We start from the raw sequence: 21,662 nt of genomic DNA, 5'->3' as shown, positions 1-21,662 counted from the left end.
CGACGGCGGCGTCAGGCCCGGCGTTCCCGGACCGCGGCGATCGCACTGAGAACGGCAGTCCATGCGGCGAGGATCGCCACCGAGATCCACGGCGACCACGCCGCCGTGTGGGCGGGGACGCCGATCGTCCCGAACTGCGCGCTGGTCGCGGGCAGCCACGCCGCCAGCGCACGACCGAAGGGCAGCGCGGGCACCGCGATCGCCTCCACGAGGAACCACCAGCCGAGCACGACCCCGACCGCCGCCGTCGTGGACGGGACGAGATGCCCGACGGCGAGCCCGAGCACCGCCAGGAGGACGCCCGCGACCGGGATGCTGATGAGGAGGTGCAGCACCTCGCGGCCGGGAGAGGCAAGCCCGGTGACGAGCGCGATCACGATGGCGAGCACCGCACTCAGCAGCCCGGTCGCGGCGCCCGATACGCCGGCCACCAGTGCCTTCGCGCCGTAGCCGAGCAGCGACCGGGGGAGCAGTATCCGCGTCAGCGCCAGGGTGCCGTGCTCGCGATCGAGGCCGATCAGCAGGGTTCCGGCAACCACGATGAGCGCTCCGCCGACGAGCCCGGCACCGTACGCCGCGGTGGTCACGGACGCGTCGCGGAAGACCGGCGAGAAGACGCCCACGACCACGGCCACCGCGAGGGCCGCGCCGAGCGCGCCGCCGAGCGCAGCGCGGAAACCGCGGGAGGTCAGCGACTTCCGGGATTCTGCGGCGACGGACCGTCGAACGACGCCGGGCGGCCGGGCGGGGGCCTCTGCGCGAGCGGGGGTGTCGGCACCGTCGTCGCCCGTGAGCCGGAAGTACAGCTCCTCGAGCCCTGAGCGCCCCGGCGGCGCGGGCTCGATGAGTTCGGCGAGCGGTGCATCCGCGACCACGCGGCCCTCGTGCAGCGCGACGATCCGGTCCGCGGTCTGCTCCAGCTCGCTCAGCAGGTGCGACGACAGCAGAACCGTCCGCCCCTCGTCGGCGAGGGCGCGGAGCGTACGGCGGATCCACGCGATGGCCTCGGGATCGAGGCCGTTGACCGGCTCGTCGAGGACGATGACCGGCGGGTCACCGAGCACCGCGCCCGCGATCGCGAGCCGCTGCCGCATGCCCAACGAGAAGCCGCCGACGGGCCGGTCGGCCACGTCCTGGAGGCCGACCAGCTCCAGCGCCGCGATGACACGGTCGCCAGGCAGCCCGATCGCCGCCGCCATCCAGCGCAGGTGCTCGCGCGCGGTCCGCGTCGGCGACGCCCAACCGGCGTCGAGGAGGACGCCGATCGCGGAGCCCGGGTTCGGGAGATCGGCGTAGAGTAGGCCGTCGATCGTGACCGTCCCGGACGCAGGGTGCTCCAGACCGGCGATCAGCCGCAGGGTGGTCGACTTCCCGGCGCCGTTCGGGCCGATCAGCCCCGTGACCTCGCCCGACTGTGCGGTGAAGGTCACGTCCTCGACGGCCACCGCCCCGCCGTAGCGGACCGTGACCCCGGAGAGTTCGATCACCGCGGCTTCGCGGCGACGGTCGTGCCGGGCTTCGGTGTGGCGGGCTTCGCGCCCGGCTTTGTGGCCGGTGCCGCCTGCGCGGCCCCGCCGCCCTTGCCGCTCGTGGCGAGCTCGCCGAGCGCGGCCAGCCCGCCGGTGGCGATGGGCGACCACTTCCCGGTCTGCAGGCCGACGAGGACCTGGTCCTCCCAGGCCACGAGGCACGCGGCGGCGGGTGTGGCGGCCAGCTCCTGGAGGGCGGGCGCGAGGTCGTCGCCGGTCTTGGTCAGGGCCTCGATGACCTTGGGCCGGTACTGCGCGTAGAGGGGCTTGATCGCGTCGTAGACGGCCTGCTCGGCGGCGTTGAGCGCGCCGACGGGGCCTGCGAGCGCAGGCTGCGACTGCTCGATCACGGGTTTGATCGCGGCGAGGAAGGGGCCGAACAGGCTGAGGATCGGATCGTAGGCCTGGCCGGCGGCGAAGGCCTCGTCGGTGAACGCACCGGCTGCGGGTGCGAGCAGGATGAGGGAGGCCAGGCCGCCTTTCTCCCGCGGCTTGGGCCAGCCGAGCGGGCACTGGATGTCGGCCGGGTTCACGCCGGGCACGACGGTGGACGCCGCACCCCCGGGCTTTCCCGTCGACGACGTCGCCCCGGTCGGCTTCGCAGCAGCGGACGGGGACGTTGTCGAACTGCCCGGAGACGGTGCCGGATTCGGTGCAGGCTTCGGAGTCGGGGCCGCCGTCGCACTGCCGGCGACGGGGACCGCGACCGCGAGGGCGGCGGTGACGACGGTGCGGGCGAGCGCGGGCGGGATGCGGGTCATGGTGCCTTCTTCGGTGCGGAGGAATGGGGAGACGCGGGCGGACCGGCGGCGGTGGGAGGGAGTCCGGGCTCGAAGACGCCCTCCAGGTGCCAGACGCCCGTGAAGTCGTTGAACGGTCCGCCCTGGATGTGGCTCGTCCAGTCGAGAGTGAAGCGCCGGGTGGCGGGGTCGAAGGTCCCGGTCGCGGTGGGGCCGGTGGACTTCGCTGCGGCGGGCTGGGCCAGCCAGCGCTGCGAGACGACGTCCCAGGCCTTCGCGACCTGTTCCTGGCCCGCCGCGGCGGCGTCGGTGCGCGCGACGGGTTTCGGTGCGCCCTGATTGAACTCCTGGTTGTTCCACGACGCGGCCCAGGCGGAGACGTCCGCGGTCAGCCGCGTGCCGGTCCGCGTCACCGAGGGGGTCGGGAGGGCCGCGAGGGTCTGCGGGTCGACGGCGTTCGTCGAGATCCCGAACAGCACGTCGAAGAACTTCGTCGGCGTGATGACCGATCCCGAGAGCGAATCACCGTTACGGAAACCGGGTTTCGCCTCCGACTGATAGGCGCCGGTGCGCAGGCCGCCCGCGGAGCCCGGCCGCAGGGCGGTGACCCGGCCTTCGTCGATCGGCGAGTTGGCGTTGTTCACGAAGGGCCCGTCGGCCGTGCCGCCGACGATCGCCATCTTGAAGTAGGTGCCCGTCGGCTTCCCGCCGGCGAATCCACCGGGCGTGAAACGGAAGAGTCCGACGAGCTGCTCGGGATTCTCCGGCTGCGACGGTGCTGGCGAGCCGCATGCCGCGGACGCCGCTGCGATCACAGCGATGAGCGCGAGCGCGCCGACGCGCCGCGTGGTCCGGCGTGGAGCCGAGATCGCTCTCATGGGAGGGCCTTTCGTCGGGACCCGACCAGGGCGCCCGCCACGACGACGCCGAGGGCGAGCTCCGCCCAGGGCAGGACCGCGAAGGTCCCGCCGGGTGTCGGAAGCGCGGCGTTGGTGGATGCCAGACGCCGGTAGTCGGGGAGGTTGTCGTTGATCGCGCCGGTGAGCGACGCGAGGTCGGAGGAGACCGTCTGCCAGGAGGCGGTGAAGGCGCGGACCTCCGGCGTGCGCCGGACCGCGGTGCCGCGGTCGATCTCCCCGACGGCGCCGACCAGGGAGAGGAAGTCGTGCTGGAGGCGCACGACCTGTTGCTCGGTCATGATCGGAGCGAACCGGTCGATCACGCGTCCCGCCGATCCGGAGCCGCCCGCCAGCCCGGAGGCGAAGGGATGCACCAGGAGGACGACGGCACCGACCGCCGCGGCTGCGCTCGCCCATCGCCGCTGCGGCGCCGATCGGGAACGCAGAAGCACCGCGCCGGCGACCGCCAGCACGATCCCCACGAGCAGGAGCAGCTGGGGGAGCGTCCCGAGTCCGCGGATCCGGGCGAGGGCGTCGACGTCGGGCTTCGCCGCCCGGGCCGAGGCGAGCAGCTCGCGGGCGTTGGTCTCGATGTCCACCGACCGGTTCGCGTAGTCGGCGGTGCGCGGCGCACCGGTGAGACGGCCCGCCGCGGACTCCGCGCGGGTGGCTGCCCCGAAGCGGGAGATCCCGTCGACGTCACCGTCGAGGCGATCCAGCGATGCCGGCGTCAGGTGCGGCGAGAAGGCGTCGAGCATCTTCGTCGCGCCGGCGGAGGTGGTGGGCAGCCCGCCCGCCACCGAGCCCAGTGCCAGGGCCAGCCCCGCAACGAGGAGGATCCACGCGGGCCAGAGACGAGCGGGAGCCGCCGCCGCGGTGCGGGGCGGCGCGACCGCCCGCAGCCGGGGGACGCCCCCGAGCAACGCCGCCGTCGCGCCGGCCGGACCGGCTACTTGCTGTACGTACCGGTGAGATGCCACAGGCCGGTGAAGTTGTTGAACGGTCCGCCGACGATCTGGCTGGTCCAGGTGAGGGTGTAGCTGGAGCCGTTGATCGAGCCGGTGACGCGGCTGGTCTTGCCCGGGAGGCCGCCCCCCGGCTTCGGTGCACCCTGGTTGAAGACCTGCCCGTTCCAGGCGACGCCGAACGCCGAGAGGTCACCCGACAGCGACGAGCCGTTGCGGGTGATCGTCGGGACGGCCGTCGTCGAGCCGGTCTGCGGGTCGGTGGCCTTGGTCGAGGTCACGAAGTCGGAGCCGAAGAAGGTGCGCGCCGAGGTCACCTGGCCCTGGTACGAGCCCGAGGTCAACGACCCGGAGAGCGGGGTGATCGTCTTGTCCGAGTCGGTCGAGTTGCCGTTCGCGAGGAACGGGCCCGAGGAGGTGCCGCTGGGCAGGATCATCCGGAAGTAGGAACCCGAGTCGATCGAGAACGTGCCCGTGAGGGTGTCGGCGTTCGCGGCGGGCGCGGCGACGACGCCCGCCGCTGCGGCCGCCGTGACGGCCACCGCGGCGACGAAGGTCCGGCGGGGAAGGGGAGTGCGCATGGGGCGATCTCGCTTTCTTCAGGAGGTGGGGAGCCCGATGGAAGCTGAACGCTAGTTGTGGTCGTACGGCCCGCGAAGAGTTCTGATCACCGCGATCCGGGATCCGTGATCTCGATCGCAGCGGTGCCCGGACGCCGCTCGCTCTTGTCCGCGCGTCACGCCTGGAGTAGATTTCAACACATGATGAATAATGAGTGCGCCGTCGTGGGCGGCGGCCCCGCGGGCATGGTGCTCGGACTCCTGCTCGCGCGCGGCGGGGTGCGAGTCACCGTGTTGGAGAAGCACTCCGACTTCCTGCGCGACTTCCGCGGCGACACGGTGCACGCCTCGACCCTGACCCTGCTCGACGAACTCGGCCTCGGCGAGCGGTTCGCGGCGATGCCGCACCGTGACGTCGAACGGATGACGGTCCGGCTCGATGCGGGCGAGGCTCCGGTCGCCGACTTCCGCCGGTTACCCGGCGCGCACAGGAACATCGCGTTCGCGCCGCAGTGGGACCTGCTCGATCTCCTCGCCGCAGCTGCGGCGGAGGAGCGCACCTTCACTCTGATCCGTGACGCGGAAGTCATCGACGTGCTCCGGCAGGACGACACCGTCGTCGGCGTGCGCTATCGCGACCGCGCGACGGGCACCGAGCACGACCTGGCGGCGTCTCTGACGGTTGCGTGCGACGGCCGGTCGTCCGCCGTCCGCGCCGCCGCCGGGATCAGGCCGCGTCGCTTCGGGGTACCGATGGACGTGCTGTGGTTCCGGCTGCCGCGTACGAGCACCGACCCCGACGGGGTCTTCGGACGGCTCAGCGTCGGGCGGTTCGCGATCACCATCGACCGGGGCGAGTACTGGCAGTGCGCCTACGTCATCCCCAAGGGGCACGACGCGGCTCTCCGGTCGGCCGGCATCGAGGAATTCCGCCGCGACGTGGCCGCGCTGCTGCCCTGGACGGCCGACCGGCTCGATTCCGTCGCATCGATGGACGACGTCAAACTTCTCGACGTCGAGCTCAACCGGCTCCGTCGCTGGTACGCGGACGGCCTGCTTCTTCTGGGCGACGCGGCGCACGCCATGTCACCTGTGGGCGGTGTCGGGATCAACCTGGCCGTCGCCGACGCGGTAGCCGCCGCTCGGATACTCGGGCCCACTCTGCGCTCCCGCGGTGCGGTTCCGGCACGGCTGCTGGCGAAGGTCCAGCGGCGACGGTGGCTGCCGACCGTGGTGATCCAGGGCGTGCAGCGCGGGATCCACCGCGCGATTCTCGCGCCCGCCCTCGCCGGACCCGTGGCGGGGACCCACGGTGCCACCGCCTTGCCACTGCCGCTGCGGGTGCTCCGCCGGTTTCCCGTCCTCCAGGGCGTGACCGCCCGGATGATCGCGATCGGGCCCCTTCCCGAGCATGCGCCGGCGTGGGCCCGTCGCCGCGCCGCGCGCAGCGCCGCCGGTCGCTGAGCGGCCGTTGACTACAGTCGAGGCGTGAGCACTTCCACCATCGCGATCCTCATCGCCGTCGCCGTCATCCTCGTGGTCTTGGTGGCTCTGGCCACCGGCTTCTACCTGAACAAGCGCCGGCGGGTGTCGCTGAAGGACGAGACTCCGGAGCCGAAGAGCCTCGACAAGTCGGGCGGGTACAAGGCCGGCGGCGGCTTCACGTTCAGTGAGGGAACCCGCGAGGCCGAGCCCGTGCCGCTGGTGCCGAAGGCGCCGCCCGCGCCGAAGGTCGAAGCCGCGCCCCAGGTCTCGCTCAAGAACCTGCAGGAGAGCCGTGAGCAGGAGGCCGCCGAGGCTGAGCAGGCGCAGGCGGACGCTCGCCTCGCCGAGGCCGAGGAGATCGACCCCGGCATCGCGAACGTCGCTCCGGAGGTGCCCACCGAGATCGAGCTGATCGAGGACTCGGCGCCCATCGCGCCTGCTGAGCCGGAGGCTCCTGCCGAGCCCGAGCCCGAGCCCGAGCCCGAGGCGCCCGAGGCGCCGGCCGCACCTGCGGCGCCCGCCGCTCCGGCGGAGGATGCGGCACCGTCGGCCCCGCAGCTGGACGAGATCGCCCCGACGGCGGGCCGCCTGGACCGGCTCAAGGGCCGGCTCGCGCGCTCGCAGTCGACGGTGGGTGCGTCGCTGCTGGGCCTGCTCGGCGCGGGCGACCTGGACGAGGACTCCTGGGAGGAGATCGAGGACACGCTGCTGCTCGCGGACCTCGGTACCCCCACGACGATGGCCGTGGTCGAGAAGCTGCGCGACCGGATCGCGACGCAGGGCGTCTCCAGCGCCGCCGAGGCCCGGGCGCTTCTCCGCCAGGTGCTGATCGAGGAGCTGCACCCCGAGTACGACCGCAGCATCAAGGCCCTGCCGCACGCGGGCGCACCGTCGGTCCTGCTGGTGGTCGGCGTCAACGGCACGGGCAAGACCACGACCACCGGCAAACTCGCCCGGGTCCTGGTGGCCGACGGCCGCCGGGTGCTGCTGGGCGCTGCGGACACCTTCCGTGCCGCCGCGGCTGATCAGCTGCAGACCTGGGGCGAGCGCGTCGGCGCCGAGGTGGTGCGCGGCAAGGAGGGGGCCGACCCCGCCGCCGTCGCCTTCGACGCCGTGGCCAAGGGCACGGAGCAGGGTGTCGACGTCGTCATGATCGACACCGCCGGCCGCCTGCACACCAAGACCGGCCTGATGGACGAGCTGGACAAGGTCAAGCGCGTCGTCGAGAAGAAGGCCAAGGTCGACGAGGTGCTCCTGGTTCTCGATGCGACCATCGGCCAGAACGGCCTCGCGCAGGCGAAGGTCTTCGCGGAGGTCGTGGATATCACCGGCGTCGTGCTCACCAAGCTGGACGGCACCGCCAAGGGTGGCATCGTCTACGCCGTGCAGCACGAACTGGGCGTGCCGGTGAAGCTCGTGGGCCTCGGCGAGGGCGCCGACGACCTGGCGCCGTTCGAGCCGGCCGCGTTCGTCGACGCCCTGCTGGGGTAGTTCCCTCGTCCTGGCGATCGATCAGGCCAGGACCTGCTCGACGAACGAGAGCTGGCTGAGCACGTACGCGCGGGCCATGTGGTGCAACTCGATGGAGTGGCCGACGTCCGCCATCAGCGTGGCGGCGAAGGGTGCGGCGGTGAAGTGTCGCGCGACGGCGGCGACGGCCTCGTCGTCGGAGCGCCAGATGTTGTCGTGCGCCGCGAAGGTCAGGCGGACGGGTGCGCTCACCGCGGCGCCGACCGCGGGCAGCCGGTCGGCCCAGTCGACGACGTCGTACAGCTCGGGCATCGGCATGGGGCGCAGCAGCTCCCCGTCGCGGGCGGTCGCGGCCGCGGGGTAGGTGCCCTCCGGTCCCAGCATGACGCCGGCGTGCGCCTCGGGCGGTAGCGCGATCGACGGCGCGTCGCCGCGCAGGCCGCCCCACATCTCACGGATGCCGGGCTGCCACAGCTCGCCGAGCCCGCTGACCTCGACGCCGCGGGGCGTGCTCGACGACGCCGCGACGAGCAGCGCGAGCATGCCGCCGATCGAGTGGCCGACGAGCACGACGGGGAGGTCGAAGCTCGCGGCGAGTCCGTCCATCGCGGCGGTGAGGATCCTCGCCTGGGCGTCGAAGCCCAGGCGATCCGCGGCGACGTCGGCGCTGCCGCCGTAGCCCGGGCGGTCCACGGCGACCACGGTGTAGCCGAGCGCGGGGGCGATCGCGAGCAGGGAATCGTCGCCCACCTCGAAGTACTCGGAGTCGTAGGTGCCGCCGTGCACGGCGAGGATCAGGGCGCGCGAGGTACCGGCGGGACGGGCGATGCGGGCGGCGAGCGAGACGTCGTCGGCGACGAGGGTGATCGATTCCACGGGGGCGGTGGCGGTGGTCATGGTGAGGTCTCCTTGTGCGGGTGAAGCAACGATACGTCGATGGCGAGATTTCAACGTCGATGTCAAGAAAACTCCGCGAACCCCTTGATTGTCAACAGTTGTGTTGATAATTTGACTTCTATGTCAGAGACGATTGCGGTGATGCAGATGACCAGCCCCTTCCACGAGCCCGGCCTCGTTGCCTACCCCGACGAGTACGTGCGCAGGTACCGGGACGAGGGGCTGTGGCGCGGCTCCTCCCTCCCGGACGAACTCCGCGCAGCGGCGGGCGTCTTCGCCGAGCGCGCGGCCCTGATCACGCCCGAGGTCCGCTGGACCTACGCGGAGCTGTTCGACCGCGCGGACCGGTTCGCCCGCGGCGTCCTCTCCGCCACGGACCTGCGGCCGGGCGAACCGATCATGTTCCAGATGGGCAATGTCGCGGAGACCGTCGTCGCCTACCTCGGCGCACTCATCGCCGGCCTGCGCCCCGTCTGCACCCTGCCGCAGCACGGCGTCCGCGAGATCGGCCTGCTCGCCGAGCACGTCGGCGCCCGGGCCACCGTCGTCCAGGGCGATTACGGCAAGGGGCAGACCATCGCCGTCGCTTCCGCCCTGCACGCCGACGGTGCGCTTCCGGTCGTCATCGTCGCTCGCGGTGCCGCGATCGGTGCCACCCCGACGTACGAGGACCTGCTCGCGGCCGGCGCGACGGCACCGGCGGCCCCCGCGGTCGATCCCGAGCAGATCGCCCTGTTCCAGCTCTCCGGCGGCACGACCGGCCTGCCGAAGGTCGCGCCCCGCCTGCACGAGGAGTACGTGCACAACGCCCGCGCCTGGGCCCGCGCGCTGGGATGGGGCACCGAGACCCGGATCCTCTACCCGCTGCCGGTGATGCACAACGCCGGCATCGCCCTCGCCCTCCAGCCGGCGCTGCTCAGCGGATCCACCGTGGTCCTCGCGCCCACGCCGAAGATCCCCGAGCTGCTCGACCTCATCGAGGCCGAGCGGCCCACGGTGCTGCCGCTCATGCCGCCCGCGCTCGTGGTGCGCCTGCTGGAGGAGCCGCGCAGCGCCACCGCGGACCTCTCCAGCGTCGTCGACCTCATCGTCGGTGGGCAGGCGCTGCCCGAGGAGGTCTCGATCCGGCTGCGTGACGAGCTGGGCATCCCGGTGCGGCAGATGTTCGGCATGGCCGAGGGGATGTTCCTCGTGACGCCCGACGGTGCCGGCGAGGACGTCCGGCACCACAGCGTGGGCGCACCGGTCTCGCCCGCCGACGAGGTGCGGATCGCCGAGATCGGCGGCGACGACGAGGTGCCCGTCGGCGAGATCGGCGAGTTCTGCGCCCGAGGGCCGTACACGATCCGCGGCTACTACCGCGCCGAGCAGCACAACCGCGACGCCTTCAGCGCCGACGGCTTCTACCGCACCGGCGATCTCGCGCGGGCCCACGTGATCGACGGCGTGACCGTCTACTCGATCGAGGGGCGGATCAAGGACGTGATCAACCGCGGCGTCGAGAAGATCCACGCGGAGGAGGTCGAGGAGGTGCTGCTGCGCCACCCGGACATCGTCAGTGCGGCGCTCGTCGCCATGCCCGACCCGGTGCTGGGGGAGAAGGCGTGCGCGTACCTCATCGTCGAGGACGGGCGTCCCGCGCCGACGGTCGCGACGATCGGTGAGTTCCTCACCGCGCAGGGCCTCGCCGGGTACAAGCGCCCCGAGCGCATCGAGGTCGTCGACCAGTTCCCCCTCTCCAACGTGGGGAAGGTCTCCAAGAAGGACCTGCGCGAGCGGGTCGCCGAAGCACTGCGCGCCGAGTCCGCGCGCTGACCGACACGAATACGAGGAAGACGATCATGGGCAACAGGACGGTAGCGATCATCGGCGGCGGGCCCGCCGGTCTGGCCGCGGCGCGGCTGATCAAGCTCGGCGACCCGCGCGCGCAGGTCGCCGTGTACGAGCGGTCGGACGCGAGCGGCGAGACCTTCGGATTCGGTGTGGGACTGACCGAATCGACCATGTCCAACATGGCCGCCGCGGATCCGGTCACCGCCGATCGGCTCCGCGAGGCGAGCCACGACGGGCACAGCCTGGTGTTGCGCACCGGCGACCGCGAGGTGGAGCTGCACGGAGCCCGCAACCTCGCGATCGGGCGCGCCGTGCTGCTCGAGGTGCTCACCAAATCGGCGCTCGAGGTGGGCGTGGACATCCGGCTCGGCGCGAAGACGGGGATCGACGACATCGAGGCCGACGTGATCATCGCCGCCGACGGTGCGCGCAGCGCCGTCCGGGAGCGCTTCGCCGACGAGCTCGGCGCGTCCGTCAGCTACGGCAGCCTCCACTTCATGTGGTGCGGCACCGATTTCGCGGTCGACGACGCCAACTTCACCTGGCGCACCCGGGGCGATGCCACGTTCGTGGTCCACGCCTACCCGTACGCCGACGACCGGAGCACCTTCCTCATCGAGACCGACGACCACTCCTTCCGTGCGGCGGGCCTGGACCGGTTCGCCGACGAGACCCCCGCCGGCGAGTCCGATGAGCGCAGCCTCGCGCTGCTCGAGGACGTCTTCACCGAGGAACTCGGCGGCCGGAAGCTCCTGGCCAACCGCACCCGGTGGGCGCAGTTCCCGACGGTCTCCCTCGATCGCTGGTCGATCGGCAAGGTCGTGCTCATCGGCGACGCCGCGCACACCGCGCATTACACGATCGGCTCCGGCACGAAGCTCGCGCTCGAGGACGCCATCGCCCTGGCGCGGGCGCTCTCCGAGCACGAGGACGTCGCCGAGGCCTTCGCCGCCTACGAGGCCGCGCGCCGCCCGTACGTGAGCCGGTTCAAGCACCTCGCCGCCCGTTCCCAGAACTGGTGGTCCAGCTTCCGCGAGCGCACCGCCGAGGCGCCCGAGCGGATCGCCCTGTCCTACATGACCCGCGCCGGGAACCTCGGGCTCGAGCACTACGCCGCCGAGTACCCGCAGGTCGCCGCCGTCGCGCTGCGGGAACTGGGGGAGGCGCCCGTCGCTGCGCCCGGCACCGTCGACGACTGGGTGCTGAGCCGTCCGCTCGAGGTGCCCGGACTGTCCGCGCCCCGGCGGGAGCTGCCGGCCGGGCGGCTCGACGGTGCCGACGCCGTCCGCGCCGAGTGGACCGGCGGGGAGGTGTGGGGGCCCGCGCACGACGACCTCGTCGCCGCGCTGCGCGGTGCCGGCGCGCCCGTCGTAGTGCTGGGCGGACCGTCGAGCCCGACGGACGTGGGCGCTCGGATCGACCTGGCCGAGCGCGTGCGCTGGGCCGGCAAGACCGTGGTCGTGGAGATTCCCGTGGCCCTGCGGTCGGAGGGTGCCGCGGCCGTGGGCGCGGGCCGGGCGGACGCCGTCGTCACCGTGGGGTGAGTCGCGGCGTGCGTACACTGCGAGCCATGGCGACGGGGGAACGCACGAGTAAGGCGAGCGGTCAGCGGCGGCGCGAACTGGTGATCGGCGACGTGCTCGACGCGGCGACGGACCTGTTCGCCGTGAAGGGCTACGACGCCACCAGCCTGCAGGACATCGCCGACGCCGTCGGGGTGTCGCGGCCCGCGCTCTACCACTACATCAGCAGCAAGGAGGACTTGCTGGTGATGCTGGTCGAGCGGGTCTCGCAGGCGCTCGCCGACGTCTTCGCCGAGCTCAGCGCCCGCGCCGACCTCGAGCCCACCGAGAAGCTCACCATCCTGACCGAGCAGCTCGTCCGGCAGCGCGCCGAGCATCCGAGCCAGTTCCGCATCCTCGACCGCTCCGAGATGATGCTGCCGAAGGAGGCGGGGGAGGATCACGCCGCTGCTCGCCGCCGCGTGCTGCGCGAGGTGGTCGCGATCATCGAGGAGGGGATCAAGGCGGGCCAGTTCACGCCCGTCGACCCCCGTACCGCCGCGCTCAGCCTGCTGGGCATGTGCAACTGGGTCGCCTGGTGGGCCAAACCCGCGAACGGCGTCGAGGTGCAGGCCATCGTCGACACCATCAGCGCCCTCGCCCGGCAGATGCTCTGCGTCCCCGAGGTCGACGGTGCCGTGGCCGGCCCGGCCGACCTGCTCGCGGAGATCCGCAGCCGCCTGGACCGGCTCGAACCTCTGATCTGACAGCATCTTTCCGCGACTTCGTCGCCTGCCTGACGCCCGCTCCGCCTCCCGGCGGGGCGGGCGTCGTCGGTGTGCGGTGACATCGACGTCACGATCCTGACATTGGTGTTGACATTTGAACGCTGACGTCGAATACTGGGAGGGAAGGCGAAACCCATCGGAGGAGAACCATGAGCGCCAAGCCCATTCGGATCGGACTGGTCGTCCCCAGCTCGAACGTCACCGTCGAGACCGAGATGCCGCGCATCCTGGCCCGGCACCCGGAGCAGGAGTTCACCTTCCACTCGAGCCGGATGCGCATGAAGAAGGTCTCGCCCGAGCAGCTCGCCGCGATGAACGCGCAGCGCGAGCGGTGCGTCATCGAGCTCGGCGACGCGGGTGTGGACGCCATGCTCTACGCCTGCCTGGTCGCGATCATGTCGAGCGGACTCGGCGAGCATCACAAGGTCGAGCTGTCGATCGCCGAGCAACTCGCCGCCGGTGGCAGCGAGGCATCCGTGCTCTCCAGCGCCGGGGCTCTCGTGGACGCGCTCGCCGACATGGGCGCGAAGCGGATCGCCGTCGTGACCCCGTACCTGCGCCCCCTGGCCGAACAGGTCATGGCCTACCTCGAGCACGAGGGCCTGACGGTGACCGATTGGCGCGCCCTCGAGGTGGCCGACAACGCCGAGGTCGGCTGCATACCCGGCGACCGGGTCATGGAGGCCGCCCGCAGCATGGACCTGAGCGGCGTGGACGCGCTCGTCCTCTCCGCCTGCGTGCAGATGCCCTCGCTCGACCTGGTCCAGGCCGCCGAGGACGAGTTCGGCGTGCCCGTCATCACGGCCGCCACCGCCGGCGCCTACCGCATCCTGCGGGCCGTGGGCGCCACCGTCGACATCCCCGGGGCCGGCTCGCTGCTGCGGGCCGACGCTCCCGCCGCCGTCGGCGCCTGACACTCGAACCCGCACCCGAAAGGAGCACCGTCATGACCGAGAACACCGAGCACCGCGTGCAGGGCGTCGACCACGCCGCCTTCCCCACCTTCGATCCGGTGGGCACCGTGCGCTTCTACAACGGCGTGCTGAAGTTCCCCATCGTCCACTCGATCTGCGCCGCCGGCTGGGGGCCCGAGGACCACCCGGACTTCATCCACTTCTTCTTCGACATCGGCAACGGCGACCGGATGGCCTTCTTCTTCTACTTCGGCCTCGAGCCGATCGGCGATCCGAGCGCCCCCGGCGACTCCTGGGCCCGGCTGCCGCAGGGCACGCCCGGCTACTTCGTCAACTCGCGGCACCTCGCCATCCACGTGGACAGCGAGGAGGATCTGCTCGAATACCGCCGCCGCCTGGACGATTCGGCGTGGCCCTGCGAGATGCAGGTGATGCACGAGACCATCGAGTCGATCTACACGCACGACCCCAACGGCTACATGATCGAGATCACCCGGGCCCTGCGCCCGGTGACACCCCAGGAGGACCTCGACGCCGCGCTCACCATCGAGGCGCTGTGCGACGTGGTCTCCGGCGGCGCACCGTCGATGGACGCGCTGCTCGTCCGCAAGGCCGAGCTGATCGTCGAGCGCGCCGAGGCCTGGGAGAAGAACCTGGAGAAGGAGGCCGCCCGATGAGCCGCATGTACGTCCTGGACGTCCCGGAGAACGAGGGCGTCGTCACGGTCGCGGGCGCCGAGGCCGACGTCGAGATCACGAAGGTGGGGCCGTACTTCCGGATCACCCGGCCCGAGGAGATCGTCATCGACCGTCGCGCGACGGGCTGTCGGCACGCCGTCTGGTACAGCTCCCTCGCCGGGTTGGAGGACTCGAAGGTCGCGCAGCACGACAAGAACGCCCTCCGGGTGGTGGACCGATGACCACCGCAGAGCGGCTCGGCGCGGGACGGTACCTCGACGCCGAGGACGTGCCGGAGGGCACCGTCGCGACGCCCGTCGAGCTGGTCACCGTCGACGGGGCCAAGGTGGCCGGCGTGTTGCGCACGGTGCCCGGAGCCACCGCCGTCGCCTTCCTCATGCACCCCCGCCAGGACTTCACCCACCACGTGCTCGTGCCCGAGTTCCTCCGGCGCGGGGTCGCGGTGTGGACCCAGGGGAGTCGCACCCAGGGCAACGACCTCACGCTGCTGCACGAGCAGGCGCTGCTGGACATGGCCGCGGGTCACGTCTTCCTGCGGGACCAGGGATACGAGAGCGTCATCGCCGTCGGCCACTCCGGCGGCGGGGCGCTCGCGGCGTTCTACATCGAGCAGGCCGGCCTGCCCGCCCACGATCGGTTCGCGGGCACTCCGGGCGGCAAGCCCGTGCCGCTGCGCACGGCGACGATGCCCCTGCCCGACCACGCGGTGTTCATGGCGCCGCACCCCGGCCAGGGGGAGCTGCTGCTGCGCATGATCGATCCGTCCGTGGCGGACGAGTCCGACCCCCTGTCGGTGATCCCGGAGCTGGACCCGTTCAACCCCGCCAACGGCTACCGGCCGGCGCCCGAGCCGTCGTCGTACCCGCCGGACTTCATCGAGAGGTACCGCGCGGCACAGCGCGTACGGGTGGAGCGGCTCGACACCGTGGCCCGGGAGCGCGTCGCGGTGGCGCGGGAGGCGCAGCGGCGGTTCAAGGAGGGCGGCGATCCGGCGGACCGCCGTGCCGCGCTGGCCACCGAGTTCCTCACCGTGCAGCGCACCGACGCCGACCTGCGCTGCATGGATCCGTCGATCGACCCCAACGACCGACCCTACGGGTCGCTGTTCGGCGCCCGGCCCGACCTCACGGACTACGGCGTCGTCGGCTTCGGGCGGCTCACCACGCCCGAGGCCTGGCTGTCGACGTGGTCCGGGCTCAGCAGCCGCGCAGGCTTTCTGCGCTGCGCGCCTGCGGTGACGATGCCGACGCTGTTCATCGAGATCACCGGCGACCAGGCGTGCTTCCCGGACGACGCCCGCGCGATGGTCGCGGCCTTCGGCACCGACGATGTCGAGCACGTGCGGGTGCGGGGCAAGCACTTCGGCGCGGCCCTCACCGAGGGCGAGCCCACGGCCGCGACTCTCGCGGGTCGCGAGATCGAGCGGTGGCTGGGAGCGCGGGGGATCGGCCGCGCCGCGCAGTAGGCACAGGGTCTCGTCGGAAACACGGGCGTAACCCAGCGACCCGACGGCGCCCGGACCGGTTACACACGGGCAACACGGGCGCGACCGCCGGGAAACCGCGGCGGCAGAAGCTTTTCTCACTCGCGTCGCACCGGCGGCGCGTCCGAGGAGGTTTCCCGTGCTCTTGGCTTCCGTGCCCGACGAACTGTTCGGCAAAGTCGACACCGGCACCACCGCGTGGATGCTGATGTCCGCGGCGTTGGTGCTGCTCATGACGCCCGCTCTCGCGTTCTTCTACGGCGGTCTCTCCCGTCAGAAGAGCGTGCTCAACATGATGATGATGTCGATCGGCTCGCTGGGCCTGGTCTCCGTGATCTACGTGCTGTGGGGCTACTCCACGTCGTTCTCCGGCGAGGGGAACTACCTCGGGCTGTTCGACAACCCGTTCAAGTACTTCGGCCTCGATCAACTGATGGAGACCAAGACGTCGGGCGCGGACACCCTGGTGGTGCTCAACGCCGCGGGCAGTGGGCTCCCGGCCATCGTCTTCGCCGGGTTCCAGCTGACCTTCGCGGTGATCACGGTCGCTCTGATCTCGGGCGCTCTCGCCGAGCGTGTGAAGTTCGGGACGTGGCTGCTGTTCACCGGCATCTGGACGACCATCGTCTACCTGCCACTCGCCCACATGGTCTGGGGCGGCGGACTGCTGTCCGCCGCGGAGGGGGGCATCGCTGCGAAGCTCTTCGGCACCACCGACGGCAAGGCGACCGTGGCTCCCATCGACTTCGCCGGCGGCACCGTCGTGCACATCAACGCAGGTATCGCGGGCCTCGTACTGGCGATCATCGTCGGCAAGCGCCTCGGCTTCGGCAAGCAGTCCTACCGCCCGCACAACATCCCGTTCGTGATGCTCGGCGCCGCGCTGCTGTGGTTCGGATGGTTCGGCTTCAACGCCGGCTCCGCGGGCACGGCCAACGCCACGGCGGGCCTCGCCTGGGTCAACACCACCGCCGCCACCGCCGCCGCGATGCTCGGCTGGCTCGCAGTGGAGAAGTTCCGTGACGGACACGCCACCACCGTCGGCGCCGCGTCGGGTGTCGTCGCCGGCCTCGTCGCCATCACCCCGGCCTGCGCGAACGTGACCCCCGTCGGCGCCATCATCCTGGGCGTCGTCGCCGGTATCGCCGCCGCCTTCGGTGTGGGCCTGAAGTCCAGGTTCGGCTTCGACGACTCGCTCGACGTGGTGGGCGTGCACCTCGTGGCCGGCGTGATCGGCACCGTCTCCCTGGGGTTCCTGGCGAAGGACACCGGATTGTTCTACGGCGGTGACTACAAGCAGTTGGTGGTGCAGATCGTGATCGCCGCAGTCGCCCTGGCGTTCACGGCGATCCTGACCGCGGTCATCGCCTTCGCGCTGAAGCCGCTCGGATGGCGCATCGACAAGGAGTCCGAGGCGGACGGCATCGACAACTCCGAGCACGCTGAAACGGCTTACGACCTGGTCTGAGTGACCCGGGCATAAGCTGAAATCCCCCGAACAAGAAGGAACAGAGATGAAGCTGGTCACCGCGATCGTCAAGCCGTTCACGCTCGAAGATGTCAAGGCCGGCCTGGAGCAGGCCGGGATCCTCGGCATGACCGTCAGCGAGGTGCAGGGCTACGGGCGGCAGAAGGGCCACACCGAGGTCTACCGCGGCGCCGAGTACTCCGTGGACTTCGTGCCCAAGGTCCGCATCGAGGTCGTCGTCGACGACGCCGTCGTGGACAGTGTGGTCGACGTGATCGTCGAGGGCGCCCGCACCGGCAAGATCGGTGACGGCAAGGTCTGGGTGACGCCCGTCGAGTCCGTGGTCCGCGTGCGCACCGGCGAGCGCGGCGCCGAGGCGCTGTAGGGACGCCGATGACGGTGCCGGAGAGGGCCACAGCGCCGGGCGGGGCGAAAGAACTGGTGGCCGCGCGGTCCCGGCTCCTCGATCGCGCGTCGGGGCAGCACCGCCTCGATCCCGCGGCCCTGCGCGGAGCGCTCGCCGACCTCGCCGAGGTGTGGCTCACCACGCACGGCACCGCGGCCGGCATCGGCCCGGACAGTGGTCTCGCGCTCGTCGCCGTCGGCGGCCTGGGGCGAAGGGAGCTGTTGCCCCACAGTGATTTCGATCTGCTGCTGGTGCACGACGACGGCATCGATCCCGAGCACGTCACCGCCGTGGCCGAGAGCATCTGGTACCCGCTGTGGGACGCCCACATCAAGCTCGACCACAGCGTGCGCACCGTGCCGGAGGCCGTTCGCGTGGCGAAGTCGGACCTCACCGCGGCCCTCGGACTGCTCGACGCCCGGCACATCGTCGGCGACGAGGAGATCACCAACCTGCTGATCAGCGGTGTGCGCCGGCAGTGGCGCTCCGACATCCGCACCCGCGTGGACGACCTCGTCGACCAGGCCCGCGAGCGGTGGCGCCGCTCGGGGGAGATCGCCCACCGCGCCGAGCCCGACCTGAAGAACGGCCGGGGCGGCATGCGCGACGTCCAGCTCCTGCAGGCCCTCTCGCTCGCCCAGCTGACCGACGGGATCCCGACACCGTCGGCCACCCCGAGCGGCACCACCGGCAACGACCTGGGAGCCGCGTACGGGCGGCTGCTGGACGTGCGCACCGAGCTGCACCGCATCTCCGGGCGGGCACGCGATCAGGTGCGCGCGCAGGAGGCCGACGAGATCGGCGCGGCGCTGCGCCTCGGCGACCGGTTCGACCTGGCCCGCACGATCAGTGACAGCGGCCGGACGGTCGCCTACGCCGTCGACGTGGGGATTCGCACCGCCCAGAACGCCCTGCCCCGGCGCGGCCTCGCGCGGCTGCGCCGTCCGCCGGTACGGCGGCCCCTCGCGGAGGGGGTCGTCGAGCACGCCGGAGAGGTCACCCTCGCCCGCGACGCGCGGCCCGATCGCGACCCGGGCCTCACCGTGCGCGTGGCCGCCGCGGCCGCGGCCTCCGGACTGCCCATGTCGGCGTCCACCCTGAACCGCCTCGCCGAGGTCTCGCCCGCGCCGCGCAGCCCGTGGCCGGCGGAGACCGTTGCGGACCTCCTGGCCCTGCTCGGCGCGGGTCGCAGCGCCGTGCCCGTCATCGAGGCCCTCGACCGCACGGGCCTGTGGGGCCGCCTGCTGCCCGAGTGGGGCGCGGTGCGCGACCTGCCGCCGCGCGATGCCGTCCACACGTGGACCGTGGACCGGCACCTCGTGGAGACCGCGGCGTACGCGGCGACCCGCGCCACCGACGTCGCCCGCCCCGACCTGCTCGTGCTCGGCGCGCTGCTGCACGACCTGGGCAAGGGACGCGGCGGCGATCACAGCGTGATCGGCGCCGAGCTCGCCGAGGCGATCGCCGCGCGCCTCGGACTGTGCGAAGCCGACACCGAGCTCCTCGCCGCGATGGTCCGGCAGCACCTGCTGTTGCCCGCCGTCGCCACCCGGCGCGACCTCGACGATCCCGCGACCATCGAGATGGTCGCCGAGAAGGTCGGCCACGACCCCGTCCTGCTGGAGCTGCTGCACGCGCTCGCCGAGGCCGACTCGCTGGCCACCGGACCCGGCGTCTGGGGCGAGTGGAAGTCGCGCCTGATCGGCGAACTGGTCCGTCGCACCGCTCGCGTCCTGGCGGGGCAGCCGGCGCCGCAGCCGGCACCCGTGGCCGAGGAGGTGGCGGCGATGGCCGCGTCGGGCGGGACGCACGTGCGGATCACCCCGGCGCCCGCCATGGGGCCGCACACCTTCACCGTCGCCGTCGTCGGACCCGACCGGCGCGGCGTGCTCGCCCGGATGGCCGCCGTGCTCGCGCTCGCGGGCCTGCGGGTGCAGAGCGCATCCGTCGCCGGCGTGGGGGAGTCGGCCGTCAACACCTTCGTCGTGGTGCCCACCTTCGGCGACCCGCCCGATCCGGCCCTCGTGCGGCAGCGGCTCCTCGCCGCCCTCGACGGCACCGACGTCCTCGCCGAGCTACGCGACCGCGAGCGCGCCGCGTCGGCCCCCGTCGACGGGAGCGCGGCGGCCCCGCCACTACGGGTGGCCGCACCGCCGCGGCTGCGCTGGTTCGACGGTGCGCCCGGCACCGTCGTCCTCGAGGTCCGCGCGGGCGACACCCCCGGCCTGCTCGCGCGGGTCGCCGGGGCGCTCGACGACGCCGGGATCGACGTGCGGTGGGCCAAGGTCGCCACGCTCGGCGCCACCGCGGTCGACGTCTTCTGCCTCAGCGTCGACGGTGACCCGACCGCGGTGCGGGCGAGCGCCGAGAGCGCCGTCCTGGCGGTTCTGCCGGAGGCCGTACCGCCTGCGCCACCGGAGGACGAACCGACCCGATAGTCTGGAGCAATGTTCGAATCCCTCTCCGATCGGCTCACAGGCGCGCTCAAGGACCTGCGCGGCAAGGGCCGGCTGACCGACGCCGACATCGACTCGACGGCCCGCGAGATCCGCCTCGCGCTGCTCGAGGCCGACGTCGCGCTGCCCGTGGTGCGCGCCTTCGTCGCGCGGGTCAAGGAGCGGGCCAAGGGCCACGAGGTCTCGGCCGCGCTCAACCCGGCCCAGCAGATCGTCAAGATCGTCAACGAGGAGCTCGTCGGGATCCTCGGCGGCGAGACCCGGCGACTCAACCTCGCGAAGACCCCGCCGACGGTGATCATGCTGGCCGGCCTGCAGGGCGCCGGTAAGACGACGCTGGCCGGCAAGCTCGCGCACTTCCTCAAGAAGCAGGGCCACACGCCCATGCTCGTGGCCTGTGACCTGCAGCGCCCCGGTGCCGTCGACCAGCTCAAGATCGTCGGCGAGCGCGCCGGCGTGCCCACCTTCGCGCCGCACCCCGGCACCTCCGTCGGCGGCGAGGGCACCCTGGGGGTCAGCGCGGCGGACCCCGTCGAGGTGGCACGCGGCGGTATCGCCGAGGCGAAGGCCAAGCAGCACGACGTGGTCATCGTCGACACCGCCGGCCGCCTCGGCATCGACGAGGAGCTCATGGGCCAGGCGCGGGCCATCCGCGACGCGGTGAACCCCGACGAGGTGCTCTTCGTCCTCGACGCCATGATCGGCCAGGACGCCGTGACCACCGCGCAGGCCTTCGCCGACGGCGTCGACTTCACCGGCGTTGTGCTCACCAAGCTCGACGGCGACGCCCGCGGCGGCGCCGCGCTCTCCGTCCGGGAGATCACCGGTAAGCCGATCCTGTTCGCGTCCACCGGTGAGAAGCTCGACGACTTCGACGTCTTCCACCCGGACCGGATGAGCTCGCGGATCCTCGGCATGGGCGATGTGCTCTCGCTCATCGAGCAGGCCGAGCAGCACATGGATCAGCAGAAGGCGGAGGAGGCGGCCGCCAAGATCACCTCCGGCGAGCTGACCCTCGAGGACTTCCTCGACCAGATGCTGATGATCCGCAAGATGGGTCCCATCGGGAACCTACTGGGCATGCTGCCCGGCGCGGGCCAGATGAAGGACGCCCTCGCGGCGGTCGACGACAGCCAGCTCGACCGCATCCAGGCCATCATCCGCGGCATGACACCGGCCGAGCGCGCCGATCCGAAGATCATCAACGCCTCCCGCCGCCTGCGCATCGCGAAGGGCTCCGGCGTCACCGTCACCGACGTGAACCAGCTGGTCGACCGGTTCTTCGAGGCGCGCAAGATGATGTCCCAGATGGCGGGCTTCGGTGGCGGCGGCCCCAAGCGGCTCTCCAAGCGCAAGCAGAAGGGCAAGCAGGGGAAGAAGAACAACCGCGCCCGGCAGTCCGGCCCGTCGGCACCGCGCATGGGTGGTGGCTTCCCCGGCCTGCCCGCGGGCATGGACCTCTCCGGCATGCCGCAGGGCCTCAACCAGCTGCCCCCCGGCCTCGAGGGCATCGACATGGCCGCGCTCGAGGAGCAGCTCCGCAAGAAGCGGTAGGCGGGCTACAGTGCC

General features: G+C 72.0%; 19 protein-coding genes. 13 read left to right on the top strand and 6 right to left on the bottom strand.

The window, feature by feature from the left end:
• Positions 1 to 11: 11 nt before the first annotated feature.
• Genes FK268_RS24730 through FK268_RS08595 form a run of 5 tightly spaced genes read right to left on the bottom strand, consistent with a single transcriptional unit; the run spans position 12 to position 4,714 of the window.
• Positions 12 to 1,487: an ATP-binding cassette domain-containing protein gene (locus FK268_RS24730; protein WP_193560255.1), complete on the bottom strand. Its 1,476-nt coding sequence runs from the start codon at positions 1,485 to 1,487 to the stop codon at positions 12 to 14.
• Positions 1,484 to 2,290 carry a hypothetical protein gene (locus FK268_RS08610; protein WP_146433085.1) on the bottom strand — a complete coding sequence of 269 codons (807 nt, stop codon included), beginning with the start codon at positions 2,288 to 2,290 and terminating at the stop codon, positions 1,484 to 1,486. The genes FK268_RS24730 and FK268_RS08610 overlap by 4 nt, the downstream gene beginning before the upstream one ends.
• Entirely contained in the window at positions 2,287 to 3,147 is an 861-nt protein-coding gene (locus FK268_RS08605; RefSeq protein ID WP_231706986.1) for a hypothetical protein, read from the bottom strand. Before FK268_RS08605 ends, FK268_RS08610 begins: the two co-directional genes overlap by 4 nt.
• Positions 3,144 to 4,148: a hypothetical protein gene (locus FK268_RS25750; RefSeq protein ID WP_146433083.1), complete on the bottom strand. Its 1,005-nt coding sequence runs from the start codon at positions 4,146 to 4,148 to the stop codon at positions 3,144 to 3,146. The genes FK268_RS08605 and FK268_RS25750 overlap by 4 nt, the downstream gene beginning before the upstream one ends.
• Positions 4,118 to 4,714, bottom strand: a complete 597-nt coding sequence (locus FK268_RS08595; protein ID WP_146433081.1) for a hypothetical protein — start codon at positions 4,712 to 4,714, stop codon at positions 4,118 to 4,120. The genes FK268_RS25750 and FK268_RS08595 overlap by 31 nt, the downstream gene beginning before the upstream one ends.
• Positions 4,715 to 4,894: 180 nt before the next feature.
• On the opposite strand from FK268_RS08595, the gene FK268_RS08590 reads away from it, so the two are divergent.
• Positions 4,895 to 6,157 carry an FAD-dependent oxidoreductase gene (locus tag FK268_RS08590; RefSeq protein ID WP_146433079.1) on the top strand — a complete coding sequence of 421 codons (1,263 nt, stop codon included), beginning with the start codon at positions 4,895 to 4,897 and terminating at the stop codon, positions 6,155 to 6,157.
• Positions 6,158 to 6,181: 24 nt separating this feature from the next.
• A complete protein-coding gene (gene ftsY, locus FK268_RS08585; RefSeq protein WP_146433077.1) occupies positions 6,182 to 7,669 on the top strand; it encodes a signal recognition particle-docking protein FtsY in 1,488 nt (495 codons plus the stop codon).
• 21 nt (positions 7,670 to 7,690) lie between these two features.
• Here the strand turns inward: ftsY and FK268_RS08580 are convergent, their stop codons facing one another.
• Positions 7,691 to 8,545, bottom strand: coding sequence for an alpha/beta fold hydrolase (locus tag FK268_RS08580; protein WP_146433075.1), 855 nt, complete (start codon positions 8,543 to 8,545; stop codon positions 7,691 to 7,693).
• Positions 8,546 to 8,665: 120 nt separating this feature from the next.
• Here FK268_RS08580 and FK268_RS08575 point away from each other — a divergent pair, with 120 nt between their 5' ends.
• The 11 genes from FK268_RS08575 (at position 8,666) to ffh (ending at position 21,647) form a co-directional block, all read left to right on the top strand.
• A complete protein-coding gene (locus FK268_RS08575) occupies positions 8,666 to 10,360 on the top strand; it encodes an AMP-binding protein (RefSeq protein ID WP_231706985.1) in 1,695 nt (564 codons plus the stop codon).
• A 26-nt stretch (positions 10,361 to 10,386) separates the two neighbouring features.
• Positions 10,387 to 11,922, top strand: a complete 1,536-nt coding sequence (locus tag FK268_RS08570; protein ID WP_146433073.1) for an FAD-dependent monooxygenase — start codon at positions 10,387 to 10,389, stop codon at positions 11,920 to 11,922.
• A 26-nt stretch (positions 11,923 to 11,948) separates the two neighbouring features.
• Positions 11,949 to 12,647 (top strand): TetR/AcrR family transcriptional regulator, encoded by a 699-nt coding sequence (locus FK268_RS08565; RefSeq protein WP_146433071.1) that lies wholly within the window; start codon positions 11,949 to 11,951, stop codon positions 12,645 to 12,647.
• Positions 12,648 to 12,817: 170 nt separating this feature from the next.
• Positions 12,818 to 13,582 (top strand): maleate cis-trans isomerase family protein, encoded by a 765-nt coding sequence (locus tag FK268_RS08560; RefSeq protein WP_146433070.1) that lies wholly within the window; start codon positions 12,818 to 12,820, stop codon positions 13,580 to 13,582.
• Positions 13,583 to 13,614: 32 nt separating this feature from the next.
• Positions 13,615 to 14,259, top strand: coding sequence for a VOC family protein (locus FK268_RS08555; protein ID WP_146433068.1), 645 nt, complete (start codon positions 13,615 to 13,617; stop codon positions 14,257 to 14,259).
• Positions 14,256 to 14,501, top strand: a complete 246-nt coding sequence (locus FK268_RS08550) for a hypothetical protein (RefSeq protein ID WP_146433066.1) — start codon at positions 14,256 to 14,258, stop codon at positions 14,499 to 14,501. The genes FK268_RS08555 and FK268_RS08550 overlap by 4 nt, the downstream gene beginning before the upstream one ends.
• Positions 14,498 to 15,745, top strand: coding sequence for an alpha/beta fold hydrolase (locus tag FK268_RS08545; protein ID WP_146433065.1), 1,248 nt, complete (start codon positions 14,498 to 14,500; stop codon positions 15,743 to 15,745). Before FK268_RS08550 ends, FK268_RS08545 begins: the two co-directional genes overlap by 4 nt.
• A 220-nt stretch (positions 15,746 to 15,965) precedes the next feature.
• A complete protein-coding gene (locus tag FK268_RS08540; protein WP_166443468.1) occupies positions 15,966 to 17,231 on the top strand; it encodes an ammonium transporter in 1,266 nt (421 codons plus the stop codon).
• 46 nt (positions 17,232 to 17,277) lie between these two features.
• Positions 17,278 to 17,616 carry a P-II family nitrogen regulator gene (locus FK268_RS08535; RefSeq protein WP_068535602.1) on the top strand — a complete coding sequence of 113 codons (339 nt, stop codon included), beginning with the start codon at positions 17,278 to 17,280 and terminating at the stop codon, positions 17,614 to 17,616.
• A gap of 8 nt (positions 17,617 to 17,624) precedes the next feature.
• A complete protein-coding gene (locus FK268_RS08530; protein WP_146433061.1) occupies positions 17,625 to 20,075 on the top strand; it encodes a [protein-PII] uridylyltransferase in 2,451 nt (816 codons plus the stop codon).
• 9 nt (positions 20,076 to 20,084) lie between these two features.
• Positions 20,085 to 21,647 (top strand): signal recognition particle protein, encoded by a 1,563-nt coding sequence (gene ffh / locus FK268_RS08525; protein ID WP_146433060.1) that lies wholly within the window; start codon positions 20,085 to 20,087, stop codon positions 21,645 to 21,647.
• Positions 21,648 to 21,662 lie beyond the last annotated feature (15 nt).

Origin of the sequence: Tsukamurella sputi, assembly GCF_007858445.1 — a bacterium.
Classification (GTDB): Bacteria; Actinomycetota; Actinomycetes; order Mycobacteriales; family Mycobacteriaceae; genus Tsukamurella; species Tsukamurella sputi.
The sequence above is the reverse complement of the archived record's forward strand: the minus strand, read 5'-3'. Positions and strand labels throughout refer to the sequence as shown.